Raw genomic sequence first — 12,866 nt, forward strand, 5'->3', positions numbered from 1 at the left:
GCCTTGAACTGGGGACTGAACTTACGCCTGGATCTTCCTGCCATGTCCTTGATCCTTCCTCATAGAAGACTGTCCAAGAACCTTGGTACACCCCACCGCCGACCCGGTGCCCAGGTGGTGCGCCGCCGCGGCCGCCTGTACGTCATCAACAAGAAGGAGCCCCGCTTCAAGGGTCGCCAGAAGGGCTGACGGTGAGGGTAGGGCGCCAGCGGCTATCTCGGTCAGGCGCACCAGGCATCCAGCGGGCCTCTCACAGCTCCCGCTCCCGCGGGGATTCGACCTTCCGCTCAGGCAGCTCGAGATCGCGGGGTCGATCGCCTGGACCATCTCCGCCTGGCGCAGCAGGACGGCGCGGCCCACGTCCTCCTTGGACGCAAAGTGGAAGTACATCGCCCCTTTGGTCACGCTGCTCTCGCGCAGGATATCGGCGACCGATGCCTTCTCGTAGCCGCGCTCGTCCGGTGCTTCGACGCGTCTCAAGGCATGACAGTTTCCGACGTTGCGCGGACGGCGATCCTCGAACGTCTCGAGGATGTGCATGATGAGGGTGAGCTGCGGAAGGCGATTGCTGAGGACACCGGGGAACGGTTCAGCATCGATGACGTTCTCGCGGACCTCGAGCAATGACCTCCACCTCGTGACCGCTCGAGTTGAGAGACCTCGGGAGCAGTACTCCGCACGCGTCAGCCCAGGTCGGGGCCGCCCTCCAGCCATTCGAAGGCACGTTGCTTGTCCGGGGTCAGGTCGTAGTTCACGACACCATCCATGGCGGGATCGAAGGCATCGTCGGTGAGCATGAGCTCTGAGGATGGGGCGGGCTCGCGCTCTTCGTCGTCGGGAGCGCACTCGCCAGCGACCATAAGAGCGGTGAAGAGGCGGCTGACGCCGAGAATCTCGCGAAGCCGACGCGCGATCTCCCCGGTCCGCACGCGAACAGCCTGCTGCACGAGACCCCAGTCGGTCTCCGGATATTCCATAGCGTAAATACCCTCACGCTCGCAGTACCGAGCGAGCTCGATCACGGTGATCTTGGGGCGAAACTCTCCCACGGGCTCAACACTCACCTCCAGGTCGCCATCGACCCCTGCAGCCACCTCACCGAAGACATCGCTGAGATGGGAGAGCGCGATGATCGTGATGAGGTGCCGGGGGTAATCGGCGTCATCCTCGCCCACTGTGGGCGGAACGTCTCCGGCGCGCGCCAGCACGGCCCACGCCCACTGGACCCAGTGGCGGTTGTCGTAACCGAAGCGGTTCGGGCAGGTCAGCTCAAGGACCTCTGATGAGATGGAGTATTCAGCGGTCTCGGCCAGCGGCATCGGGGCTCCCCTCGTCGTGCGATCTGGTCACGATGAGCGTTGCACAGGCCCCCGACATTCGTCCGCGGTGCGAGCTCAGGAACCGGCATGCCGCCTTGAGACTCTCGCTGCAGTAGGAGCGTGGTCAGTCAGACAATGAGGGAACTGTGGATCTCACCGAAGATCCACAGCGCTGGCTAGTGGCTGCCGAGGTCCAGGCGGAGGATACGAACCACGGGGCTCGGCTCCTTGCCCTCGGTCACCTGGATGCGCGGGTGGAACTGGTAGTCGATGCGGGCCATGGAACTGGCCTCGTAGTGGTAGATGTGCGACCAGCCGTTCTTCGCGTACTTGTCCATTCCCCGCAGCTTGCTGCACTGGCCGATAGGAGGCGGGCTCCCGGGCTGCATCGCCAGGTGGTCCCACGCACGCTGTGCGTTCGCGAGACCTACCCGATCGACGAACACTTCCCAGCGCGCCAGGTACTTGTGGTGGATCAGAACCCGGTACTTCGGCTTCTCGCTCGGTTTCCCACCCGGTCTGCGGGCGGGAGCGTAGGGCGAGTAGGCACTGTTGGTTCCCGGACTCACGTGCTCAGTCCTCTGATTCCTCGGGCCGCAGCACTTCGTGGAAGCCCTCGATGCCTCCATCGAGGGCAGCGACGGCGTCCGCGTCTGCCATGAAGGCGGCCGTAGCCCGCCACTCATCAAGCAGGCTGTCGACGACGTCAACCCCGGAGAATGCCCGCATGAGCGCATCGCTCACCTCATCGCGGAACTCGGCCAGTTGTTCCTCATCCAGCGAGGAGGCAAATGCCCAGGCTCCGAAGTCAGTCGCCCGCCTCTCAGCACGTGGACGCCGAAGAGCACTCTCCAGCATGACAAATCCGAGAGCGTGGTCACGGATGTGGGAGAGTCGCTCCAGCTCAGCTCGCGGTAGGAAGGCGAGCGCGTCCCCGCTGGGGGTTCTCAGCAGCGTGGTGCCCCGCTGGGCGGCCTCCACGATCTCCTTACGCCGAGAGCCAGCCAGGTCAGAGCTCTGGTAGATGTGATGGGTCGCGACGCTCATGCACCTACCATAGCCCTTACCCCAAAATCGTAGGCAAGATCTTGGTAACGACGGGCCAGCCGACCGCACCCCGCACAACAACACCCCTGACCTATCACTGCAGGTCAGGGGTGTTTCTGGTGGAGCCTAGGGGACTCGAACCCCTAACCCTCTGCTTGCAAAGCAGATGCGCTACCAATTGCGCCAAGGCCCCGTCGCGCCAGTGGCGCTGGGTGGTGGTGCTGTGCGGATCAGGAGCGGGAAACCGGCACCTTATGTGCTTCGGCGTCCTGCTTGTCGAAGGCGTTCTCGGCCTCGGTCCACAGGTCGTTGCGGATGCGGTCGGCCTCGACCTTGCGCCAGGTGAGGATCCCGGCGAGGGACGTACCGATCAGGAGCACCGCGGCCGTGATGAACTTCTTCATGAGTTCCTCCGATCCTCGGGGTGGGCCTAGCTGGACTTGAACCAGCGACCTCTGTCTTATCAGGACAGCGCTCTAACCGACTGAGCTATAGGCCCGTGGGCCATCGACCACCATCATGCCTGGTGTCGACCACCGACGCACTACTTTACGGCCCGATCCGCGCTGCGTCCAACCGGAAACGGTGCTTGTACGCGAGGTCACAGGCACGCAGCCGACCCGTCGGCCCCACCGTGCTAGCCGCCGATCCGTGCCCATCTGACACAAACATAGTGCGATCCGTTCCCATCCGATCCGGGCATCGGCTCCGAACCCATCATGAGCCGCCCTCCCCGGGGCGCCCGGTGCCAGGCTTCCCGCCAGCACTGCCGAACACGATGAAGGAGACCGACATGACCGCGCGCACCACGCTTCACCGCCTCCACCCCGCTGGAGGCCCTCACCGACTCCCGCGACTCCCTGCTGGCCGTCGGCATGAACGGCGCCCCGCTGTCCGCTGACCACGGCTACCCGGTGCGGATGGTGGTGCCCGGGCTGTACGGCTACGTCTCCGCCACCAAATGGCTGACGGAGCTGAAGGTCACGCGGTTCGGGGACGACGTCGCCTACTGGTCCACCCGCGGCTGGTCCGAGCGCGGGCCCAGCAAGCTCGCCTCCCGCATCGACGTGCCCCGAGGCCGCGCAACCGTGGATCGTGATGACCAGGGGGCCGTCATGCTGGGCGGCACCGCGTGGGCGCAGCAGCGCGGCATCGCTGCCGTGGAGGTGCGGATCGACGACGGTGACTGGCGGCCCGCCGAGCTCGGTGCCGAGGTCAACGATGACACCTGGACCCAGTGGTCGCTGCGTTGGGAGGACGCGACCCCCGGGAGCCACACCGCCACCGTGCGCGCTCTGGCCGGGGACGGTGAGCTCCAGACCGCGGAGCAGGCCAGCCCCGCCCCGGACGGCGCAAGCGGCTGGCACCAGGTGCAGTTCACTGTGCGCTGAGCGCCCCCGCGCACCACGCGGAAACGGCTGCGTTTCGGTGGGAATACTCCAGGAGTTTCCACCGAAACGCAGCCGTTTCGCGGAAGAGATGCGGGGCGCCGGGCCGGCCCCCTCCGCCTCAGTCGTCGGTGAAGGTCATCTTCAGCCCGCCCAACAGCGCCGCCACCAGGTTGTACAGGAACGCCAGGAGCGTGCCGAGCGCGGTGATGACCACGACGTTCACGACCGCGACGATGGTGGCGTAGCTCGTCATCTTGGAGAAGCTGAAGAACTCCATGAACGGCAGCGGCTTGCCGTTGTTGAGGTCGCGACCGATCTGCTCGATCTGGCTCCACAGGCCGATGGCCTCCACCAGGTTCCACAGCACGATCGCCGCGACCACGGTGGCGATGCCGATCCCGATCGCCACCAGGAACGACAGCTTCATCACGGAGAACGGGTCCAGCCGCGCGAGCGTCAGCCGCACCCGCCGCGGCCCGCGCCGCTCCGCAGGCACCGCGGCCGTACCGCTCGAGGACCGCACCGGAGAGCGGCTCGCGCCCTTGGACGCCGAGCCCTTCCCGCTGCCCATGCGCGAGGATCCCTCACGCCCGGCATCGCCCGACGCAGACCCCTTCGAGCCCGTCGCCGCGGTGCGGGAGGACCCCTTCGAGCCCGTCGCCGACCCGTCGGCCCCGGAGGTCCCGCCGCGCGCACCGGAGGACTTCTCCTCGTAGGCGGGCAGCTTGGAGGTCTCGTCAGGGGATCCCGTGGACCGCTTCGCGGTCGTGGAGTCGCTGGTGCTCACGGATCACTCCTCGTCGGGGGCGGGCGTCTCGGAGGCTTCGGCTGAAGCCTGCCCTGAGCCTAGTGCGTCTGAGTCCGCAGACCCGTCTGCATCACCGGGTGCGTCCGGGATCTCCACAGCATCCCCGCTCTGCGCACCGTCAGCATCCTCAGCGCCGGCAGAATCCTCAGCGCCTTCGGTGTCCTCGATGACCGGTGCTTCGGTCTCCTCCTCATCCACCTCGGTCTCCTGACCGGTGGCGACCAGCAGGATCCGGTCGCCCTTGTCGGGACGGGCGAAGGTGACGCCCATGGTAGTGCGGCCCTTCGGCGGGATCTGCGCGACCTCGGAGCGGACCACGCGGCCCTTCTCCATCACCACCAGCAGCTCATCGGACTCCTCCACCACGGCGGCGCCCACCAGGTGCCCGCGGTCATCGGGCAGCTTCGCCACCCGGATGCCCAGGCCCCCACGGCCCTGCAGACGGTACTCGTCGATCGTGGTGCGCTTGGCGAACCCGCCGTCGGTCACGGTCACCACGAAGGTGTTCGGCCGCACCACGTCCATGGCCAGCAGCTCATCGTCGTGGCGGAACTTCATGCCGGTCACGCCGCTGGTGGCACGACCCGTCGGGCGCAGCGTCACATCATCGGCGGGGAACCGCACGGACTGGCCATTGCGGGAGACCAGCAGCAGATGGTCGTCCTCGTTCACGGCCCGGGCGGCGATCACCCGGTCCATCTCGGTGCCCTCCGCGGTGTGGATCTCGCGCAAGTTGATCGCGATGATGCCGCCGGTGCGGTTGGAGTCGAAGGCCGGCATCGGCGTCTTCTTCACCAGACCCGAGCGGGTGGCGAGCACCAGGTACTGGGCGTCCTCGTAGCTTTCGAGCACCAGCACCGAGGCGATCCGCTCCTCAGGCTGGAAAGCCATCAGGTTCGCCACATGCTGGCCCTTCGCGTCCCGTGGCGCCTCCGGCAGCTCGTAGCCCTTGGTCCGGTACACGCGGCCCTGGTTGGTGAAGAACAGCAGCCACCGGTGGGTGGAGGTGGTGAAGAAGTGCTCCACCACGTCGTCCTCGCGCAGCGCCGCGCCGCGCACCCCCTTGCCGCCGCGCTTCTGAGCACGGTACTGGTCCTCGCGGGTGCGCTTGACGTAGCCGCCGCGGGTGATGGTGACGACCATGTCCTCTTCGGGGATCAGGTCCTCCATCGACATGTCCCCGGCGTCCGGCACGATCTTGGTCCGACGGTCATCGCCGTAGCGCTCGACGATCTCATCGAGCTCCTCGGAGACGATCTGCCGCTGCTTGGCGGGATCGGCGAGGATCGCGGTGTACTCCTCGATGAGGGCCTGCAGACGGTCGTGCTCCTCCACGATCTTCTGCCGCTCCAGGGCGGCCAGGCGCCGCAGCTGCATCGCGAGGATCGCATTGGCCTGGATCTCGTCGATCTCCAGCAGGTCCATCAGCCCCACGCGGGCCTCGTCCACGTCTGGGGAGCGGCGGATCAGCGCGATGACCTCATCGAGCGCATCCAGCGCCTTGAGGTAGCCGCGGAAGATGTGGATCTGCTCCTCGGCCTTCTTCAGGCGGAAGCGGGTGCGGCGCACGATCACGTCGATCTGGTGCTTCGTCCACTCCCGCACGAAGGAGTCGATCGACAGGGTGCGCGGCACCCCACCGGCGAGCGCCAGCATGTTCGCGGAGAAGTTCTCCTGCAGCTGGGTGTGCTTGTAGAGGTTGTTCAGCACCACCTTCGCTACGGCGTCCCGCTTGAGGGTCAGCACGAGGCGCTGGCCGGTGCGGCCGGAGGTCTCATCGGTGATGTCGGCGATGCCCTGGAGCTTTCCGAGCTTGACCATCTCCGCGATCTTGCGGGCCAGGGTGTCGGGGTTGACCTGGTAGGGCAGCTCGGTGACCACCAGGCACATGCGCCCGTTGATCTCCTCGGTGGAGACCACGGCGCGCTGCGTGATCGAGCCGCGACCGGTGCGGTAGGCATCCTCGATCCCCTGAGTGCCAACGATCGTGGCGCCGCCCGGGAAGTCCGGGCCCTTGATGTGCTCCAGGCACGCCTCGAGCAGCTCGGGCTTGGTGGCCTCGTGGTTCTTCAGCAGCCACTGCACGGCGGAGGCGACCTCGCGCAGGTTGTGCGGCGGAATGTTCGTGGCCATTCCGACGGCGATGCCGGCCGAGCCGTTGACCAGCAGGTTCGGGAAGCGGGCGGGCAGCACGGCCGGTTCATCGACCGTGTTGTCGTAGTTGCCCTGCATGTCCACGGTGTCCTGCTCGATGTCGCGCACGAGCTCGAGGGCCAGCGGCGCCATCTTGCACTCGGTGTACCGGGGGGCGGCCGCGCCGTCATCGCCGGCGGAGCCGAAGTTCCCCTGCCCGAGGATCAGCGGGTAGCGCATGTTCCACGGCTGGACCAGACGCACCATGGCGTCGTAGATCGCGGAGTCGCCGTGGGGGTGGTAGTTGCCCATCACCTCGCCGACGACCTTCGCGCACTTGGAGAAGGAGCGGTCGGGCCGGTAGCCGCCGTCGTACATCGCGTACACGATGCGGCGGTGCACGGGCTTGAGGCCGTCGCGCACATCCGGCAGGGCGCGCGAGACGATCACGCTCATCGCGTAGTCGAGGTAGGAGCGCTGCATCTCCTGGTTGAGGTCCACCTGCATGATGCGGTCGATCTCGCCCTCATCGAGGGGGTCCACGAGGGTGACGGTGCGGGAGGCGACCTCATCGGCACTGACCTCGGTGGTGCCCTCGGGGGTGTCCTGGCCGCCGAGGCCCGCGGTCTCGGCGCGGCTGCTCTCCTCGGGGGCGGGGGTGCCGTCCTGCGCGGTCGGGTCGGTGGGCTCGTTCGGGGTGTCGCTCATGGGAGCTGGGGCCTTTCGGGTGAAGCCGGTGGGTCAGGGGGTCCCGGGGGCGCGCCAGGGTGGGCGCCGCGACCGGGGCCGACGGGTCAGATGTCCAGGAACCGCACGTCCTTCGCGTTCTCCTGGATGAAGCGCCGACGGGATTCGACGTCATCGCCCATGAGGACGGAGAAGATCGTGTCGGCGTTCGCGGCCTCGTCCACGGTCACCTGCTTGAGGGTGCGGGAGGCGGGGTCCATCGTGGTGGTCTGGAGTTCCTTCCAGTCCATCTCGCCCAGACCCTTGTAGCGCTGGATGCCGTTGTCCTTGGGGATGCGGCGCCCGGCGGCGCGGCCCGCCTCGAGCCGCTCATCGCGCTCCGCATCGGAGAACACGTACTCGTGCGGGGCGTTGGACCACTTCAGACGGAACAGCGGCGGCATCGCGATGAACACGTGCCCCAGCTCGATCAGCGGCCGCATGTAGCGGAACAGCAACGTGAGCAGCAGGGTGCAGATGTGCTGGCCGTCCACGTCGGCATCGGCCATGAGGATGATCTTGTGGTACCGCAGTTTCGTCGCATCGAAGTCCTCGCCGATCCCGGTGCCGAAGGCGGTGATCAGGGAGCGGATCTCCTGGTTGTCCAAGGCGCGATCCAGCCGGGCCTTCTCGACGTTCAGGATCTTGCCGCGGATGGGCAGGATCGCCTGGGTGCGGGGGTCGCGGCCGGAGACGGCGGAGCCGCCGGCGGAGTCACCCTCGACGATGAAGATCTCGCATTCGGCGGGGTTGCGGCTGGAGCAGTCGCGCAGCTTGCCGGGCATGCCACCGGCCTCCAGCGGGGACTTGCGGCGCGTGGCGTCGCGGGCCTTGCGGGCGGCTTCGCGGGCGGCCGCGGCGGCCTGCGCCTTGATGAGGATGGACTTCGCCTCCGCGGGGTGGGCGTCGAACCAGTCCTGCAGCCTGTCGGTCATGACCTTGACCATGAAGGTGCGGGCAATCGTGTTGCCCAGCTTCGTCTTGGTCTGACCCTCGAACTGCGGCTCCTCGAGCTTGACGGACACCACGGCGGTGAGGCCCTCGCGGATGTCCTCACCGGTGAGGTTCGCGTCCTTCTCCTTGATGAGGCCCTGGGCACGGCCGTAGCGGTTCACGATCGAGGTCAGGGAGGAGCGGAAGCCCTCCTCGTGGGTGCCGCCCTCATGGGTGTTGATCGTGTTGGCGTAGGTATGGACGGACTCGGAGTAGGCGCCGGTCCACTGCATCGCGACCTCGACGGAGATTCCAGAGGAGGTGTCCTCGGACTCGAAGGAGATGATCTCGGGGTGGATCACCTCGGCGCGCTTGGCGGCGTTGATGAACTCGACGAAGTCCTGTAGCCCGCGCTCATAGCGGTAGGTGACGGTGCGGGGGCCGGAGGTGTCAGCCTCACCCTCGGCCTCGAGCTCAACGTCCACGACGTCTTCCTCGTCCTCATCGGCGGGCTGGGCGCGCTCGTCGGTCAGTGACAGCTGCAGGCCCTTGTTGAGGAAGGCCATCTGCTGGAACCGCTTGCGGAGCGTCTCGAACTCGTACTCGACGGTGTCGAAGATCTCCGGGTCCGCCCAGAAGGTGATGATGGTGCCGGTCTCGTCTGTCTTCTCGCCCTGCTCGAGCGGGGCCACGGGGACGCCGCGCTCGTAGGCCTGGCGCCACACGTGACCCTGGCGGCGGATCTCCACCTCCATGCGGGTGGACAGGGCGTTGACCACGGAGGAGCCCACGCCGTGCAGGCCGCCGGAGACGGAGTAGCCGCCGCCGCCGAACTTGCCGCCGGCGTGCAGAACGGTCAGCACCAGTTCCACGGCGGGCTTGTTCTCGGTGGGGTGCATGTCCACGGGGATGCCGCGCGCGTGGTCCACCACGCGCACGCCGCCGTCAGGCAGGATCGTCACCTCGATGGAGTCGCCGTGGCCGGCCATCGCCTCATCCACGGAGTTGTCCACGATCTCGTAGACCAGGTGGTGCAGGCCCCGCTCCCCGGTGGAGCCGATGTACATGCCGGGGCGCTTGCGGACCGCCTCGAGGCCCTCGAGGACGGTGATGTCCGAGGCGTCGTAGTGGTCCTGGACCGGGGCGGCGCCGCTGGCCTCCGGGGCATCCTCGGGCATGGGGTGGTCGGTCTCGCTCACGAGATGGTGCTCCTCGCAGTCCGCTTCCCCCGGGACGGGAACGCGCCGGGGGTGGTCCGGCCCCGTTCCGAGGTCGCGCCCCAACTGACTCCCGCGCGCGCACGCGCGCGCGTGCGCTCGCGGCGCAGCAGTGCGAAGCAGATGGGGGCTTCCCGAAGGACGACGCTCGACGTCGACCGAACCTCCCCGAGTCTACCGGAGATCCGCTCTCAGACCTATTTCACCGCAGTGCGGTGTGGCCGACGGTGCGCAGAGACGCGCACAGGCGGTGCGCCGCGGCACCACCACCGATCTGTCGGAGCGGTCGCCAAGGGGCCCTACTCCCCTACGCAGTTCCGTCCCGCTACGGCGCCTCTGGCGCATCCGGGAGGTCAGGGATCGGTGCGGCCGCTGCGTCGAGGACCCGTGCTCTCACGCACCGACAGCTCCATCGGCAGCCGCTGCACGGCCTCATGGGGCTGCTGCGGATCCTCGATGAGCCCTCGCAGACGCCGCACCGCCAGCCGACCCTTGGCCGCCGCGTCCTGACCGACGCTGGTCAGCCTCGGTCGCACCCAGGTGCAGTGCTCCTGGTCATCGAAGCTCGCGACAGAGACCTCGTCGGGGACGACCACGCCCGCATCGGCGAGCGCGCCCACCAGGGGCACGCCCAGCAGATCGCCGAAGGCCACCACCGCGGTGAACCGCCCCGGATGCCGCACCACCTCGTCGACGACGGCGGTGACGGCGGTGCTGTCCGCACCCACGTCGAGGGTGGTGATCTCCGGCTCGGCTCCGGTCCCCTCGGCGACGCCCTGGCGCAGTCCCGCCAGGCGGGTGCCCACCACTCCGCGGCGCTCGTGGACCGGTCCAGCGAACAGGATCGAGCGATGCCCCAGCTCTCCCAGGTGCCGTCCCAGCAGCACCCCGCCGTGATGATCGTCCACCCCGACGATCTCGACCGCGGCGGAGGCCGAATGGTTGTCGAGGAAGACGATCGGCTTGGAGGTCAGTCGGCCCAGGGCGTCGACCTCCTCTGCGACCGATCCGTACACGAGCAGGCCGTCGATCTGCCAGGACGCCATCTCCCGGGCGGCCTGGACCACATCGTCCCGCGCCGCGTAGACGAAGCTCAGACCGCCCTCGCTGAGCTCTCTCTCGACCGCGTCGACCAGGAGCGCGTCATGGGGGTTGCGCAGCGCGGCCCCGTCCTCCGGGGGCCTGCGCACGATCATGCCCACCATGCAGGTGCGCCCTGCGGACAGCGAGCGGGCCTGAGCGTTCGGGACGTAGTCCAGCTCGTGGATGGCAGCCTGGACCCGCTCGAAGGTCTGGGCCGAGACCTTGTCGCGGCGGTTGTTGACCACGTTGGAGACGGTCATGACGCTGACCCCCGTGCGTGCCGCGACGTCCCTCAGACCGACCACGTCATCCCCTCCTGTCCACGTCGAAGCCGCTCCGCGCCGGTGATCGCGCCTGACGTGCACGCATTCCCCCGGTCTCACCTTAACGATCTGAGCTCGATGGACCGTCCGGTCTCCCAGACGCTCGTCGGCGGCGGCACTTCCGTGTACGATCCGACACACCTAGGATTAGCGTTAAACCTACCGGAAAACGTCTGCCGCCGCCTCCTCAGCGCGAGGGTTCCGGGCACGAGCCGACGGCCTCGACACACGAAGGAGTGACCATGTCGAACACCCACCTCTCCCCCCTCCCGCGTCCGAGCCGACGAACAGTCCTCGGGACGACCGGTGCGCTCGCTCTGTCCTCCCTGGCGATCGGATGCCGCACCGACGGCGCGACCTCGAAGGACGCCTCCGTCACCGATGGGAGCAACCTGCCGTCGCATGTGCCCAGCGATGCCGTCACCCCTGACATCCCCAGCGTCAACGGCTCGACCCCCGGCTACCTGAGCTACCCCGCGGAGCGCCCCCAGACCGTTCCCGAGCCGCCCGGCACCGGTCAGACCTTCACCGCGATGGTCCCCACCTGGAGCGCGGTGACCTCGAACCTCAAGAACGCCTACACCGACACCCTCGATGCGGCCCTGGGCTCCCGGCTCGAGTTCCAGATGACCACCGGCAACGACTACATCGACCGGCAGTCCGCGGTCTTCGCCGCTCCGGACGACGTCGCCGACTGGGTCTCGGTCTTCGGCTGGAACCCTCCGCCGCGATTCGCCCAGGCCGTCGAAGCCCTCTTCCAGGACCTCACCGACTTCCTCAAGGGCGACGCCATCGAGAAGTGGCCCAACCTCGCCGCGCTGCCCACGGAGGCCTGGCGGTTCGGGATGTTCGACGGCAAGCTCTACGGCATCCCGGTGCCCGGCGAGATCGTGACCGACGCGATCTACTACCGCGCGGACATCTTCGAGAAGCTCGGCCTCGAGCAGCCGCACACGGCCGACGAGTTCCTCACCGTCTGCAAGGAGCTCACCGCTCCCGACAAGAACCAGTGGGCCACGAACGACCTCGCGACCGCGGCGCCGAACCTGCTGTTCGGGGCGCCGCCGGCCTGGCGCGAGCGCGACGGGAAGCTCGAGTACCGCTGGGAGACCCAGGAGTACCGCGACGCCCTCGAGTTCCAGATCGAGCTGTTCGAGAAGGGATACGTCCACCCCGACGTCGCTGCGGACGCCGGCGACGCCAAGCAGCGTTTCGAGTCCGGCAAGGTGGCGATCCACTACGACGGGGTGGGGGCCTGGGGCGAGGCCAACAAGCGCCTCAAGCAGGCCAATCCCGAGTTCCGCCAGCTGGCCATGTCCGCGCTGTCCGCCTCGGGCGGGGATCCCGTCCGCTACACCGGCAATGCGGCGAACTTCTTCAGCTTCCTCAAGAAGTCCGACGATCCGGCCCGCATCGAGGAGCTGCTCGGGATCGCGAACTACCTGGCCGCCCCGTACGGCACCCAGGAGTGGGAGACCATCAACTTCGGGGAGGAGGGCGTCCACTTCACCCGCGGTGAGAACGGTGAGCCCATCGCCACCGAACAGCTCGGCGAGGAGCATCCCGGCGTGCTGTCCACCCTCGTGGCCCCCGCCGTCGAGAAGCACGACTTCGAGGACCCCGACTTCGTCACCACGTACTGCGAGTGGATGCAGGGCGAGACCGAGTTCATGGTCGAGGGGCCCTTCTACGGCTACCAGGTCCAGCGTCCGGTGCAGTGGGCCACGCTCGACCAGCCCATGTGGGATCTGGAGAAGGACGTCGTGCGCGGCCGCAAGACCATGGACGACTTCGACGCCGCGGTCACGAACTGGCGTGACAGCGGCGGCGAGGAGATGCGCGAGCACTACCAGGGGATCCTCGAAGAGATCCGCAGCGAGTCCTGA

Annotated in this window: 10 protein-coding genes, 2 tRNA genes and 3 pseudogenes; 4 read left to right on the forward strand and 11 right to left on the reverse strand. The window is 67.8% G+C overall.

Annotation, left to right across the window (positions count from 1 at the left end):
• Positions 1–99 precede the first annotated feature (99 nt).
• Positions 100–189 (forward strand): annotated as a pseudogene (locus CJ197_RS15850) (ribosomal protein bL36); the annotation flags it as partial.
• 213 nt (positions 190–402) lie between these two features.
• Here CJ197_RS15850 and CJ197_RS15855 read toward each other — a convergent pair.
• Positions 403–540 (reverse strand): annotated as a pseudogene (locus CJ197_RS15855) (hypothetical protein); the annotation flags it as partial.
• Between CJ197_RS15855 and CJ197_RS15105 the strand changes: the two are divergent.
• Positions 484–627, forward strand: coding sequence for a hypothetical protein (locus tag CJ197_RS15105; protein ID WP_158239374.1), 144 nt, complete (start codon positions 484–486; stop codon positions 625–627). The pseudogene CJ197_RS15855 and the gene CJ197_RS15105 sit on opposite strands and share 57 nt — an antisense overlap.
• Before the next feature lie 56 nt (positions 628–683).
• Here the strand turns inward: CJ197_RS15105 and CJ197_RS04465 are convergent, their stop codons facing one another.
• The 6 genes from CJ197_RS04465 to CJ197_RS04485 form a co-directional block, all read right to left on the reverse strand.
• Complete coding sequence (locus CJ197_RS04465) at positions 684–1,319, reverse strand: hypothetical protein (RefSeq protein WP_102235563.1); 636 nt, start codon at positions 1,317–1,319, stop codon at positions 684–686.
• Positions 1,320–1,495: 176 nt separating this feature from the next.
• Positions 1,496–1,888, reverse strand: a complete 393-nt coding sequence (locus tag CJ197_RS04470; protein ID WP_102235564.1) for a hypothetical protein — start codon at positions 1,886–1,888, stop codon at positions 1,496–1,498.
• Between the two features lie 4 nt (positions 1,889–1,892).
• Positions 1,893–2,366 (reverse strand): hypothetical protein, encoded by a 474-nt coding sequence (locus CJ197_RS04475; RefSeq protein ID WP_102235565.1) that lies wholly within the window; start codon positions 2,364–2,366, stop codon positions 1,893–1,895.
• 117 nt (positions 2,367–2,483) lie between these two features.
• A tRNA-Ala gene (locus CJ197_RS04480) sits at positions 2,484–2,559 on the reverse strand.
• A gap of 37 nt (positions 2,560–2,596) precedes the next feature.
• Positions 2,597–2,770 carry a DLW-39 family protein gene (locus tag CJ197_RS15320; protein WP_199173872.1) on the reverse strand — a complete coding sequence of 58 codons (174 nt, stop codon included), beginning with the start codon at positions 2,768–2,770 and terminating at the stop codon, positions 2,597–2,599.
• A 21-nt stretch (positions 2,771–2,791) separates the two neighbouring features.
• Positions 2,792–2,865, reverse strand: a tRNA-Ile gene (locus tag CJ197_RS04485).
• A gap of 313 nt (positions 2,866–3,178) precedes the next feature.
• Between CJ197_RS04485 and CJ197_RS04490 the strand changes: the two are divergent.
• Positions 3,179–3,757 (forward strand): annotated as a pseudogene (locus CJ197_RS04490) (molybdopterin-dependent oxidoreductase); the annotation flags it as partial.
• 118 nt (positions 3,758–3,875) lie between these two features.
• Here CJ197_RS04490 and CJ197_RS04495 read toward each other — a convergent pair.
• From CJ197_RS04495 to CJ197_RS04510, 4 genes are all read right to left on the reverse strand, one after another.
• Entirely contained in the window at positions 3,876–4,544 is a 669-nt protein-coding gene (locus tag CJ197_RS04495) for a DUF3566 domain-containing protein (protein ID WP_102235567.1), read from the reverse strand.
• 3 nt (positions 4,545–4,547) lie between these two features.
• Positions 4,548–7,406 carry a DNA gyrase subunit A gene (gyrA, locus tag CJ197_RS04500; RefSeq protein WP_102235568.1) on the reverse strand — a complete coding sequence of 953 codons (2,859 nt, stop codon included), beginning with the start codon at positions 7,404–7,406 and terminating at the stop codon, positions 4,548–4,550.
• 86 nt (positions 7,407–7,492) lie between these two features.
• Entirely contained in the window at positions 7,493–9,535 is a 2,043-nt protein-coding gene (gene gyrB / locus CJ197_RS04505; RefSeq protein WP_158239382.1) for a DNA topoisomerase (ATP-hydrolyzing) subunit B, read from the reverse strand.
• 392 nt (positions 9,536–9,927) lie between these two features.
• Complete coding sequence (locus tag CJ197_RS04510) at positions 9,928–10,962, reverse strand: LacI family DNA-binding transcriptional regulator (protein WP_102235570.1); 1,035 nt, start codon at positions 10,960–10,962, stop codon at positions 9,928–9,930.
• A 260-nt stretch (positions 10,963–11,222) separates the two neighbouring features.
• Here CJ197_RS04510 and CJ197_RS04515 point away from each other — a divergent pair, with 260 nt between their 5' ends.
• A complete protein-coding gene (locus tag CJ197_RS04515) occupies positions 11,223–12,866 on the forward strand; it encodes an extracellular solute-binding protein (RefSeq protein WP_102235571.1) in 1,644 nt (547 codons plus the stop codon).

It is taken from the genome of Brachybacterium sp. UMB0905 (assembly GCF_002871795.1).
Classification (GTDB): domain Bacteria; phylum Actinomycetota; class Actinomycetes; order Actinomycetales; family Dermabacteraceae; genus Brachybacterium.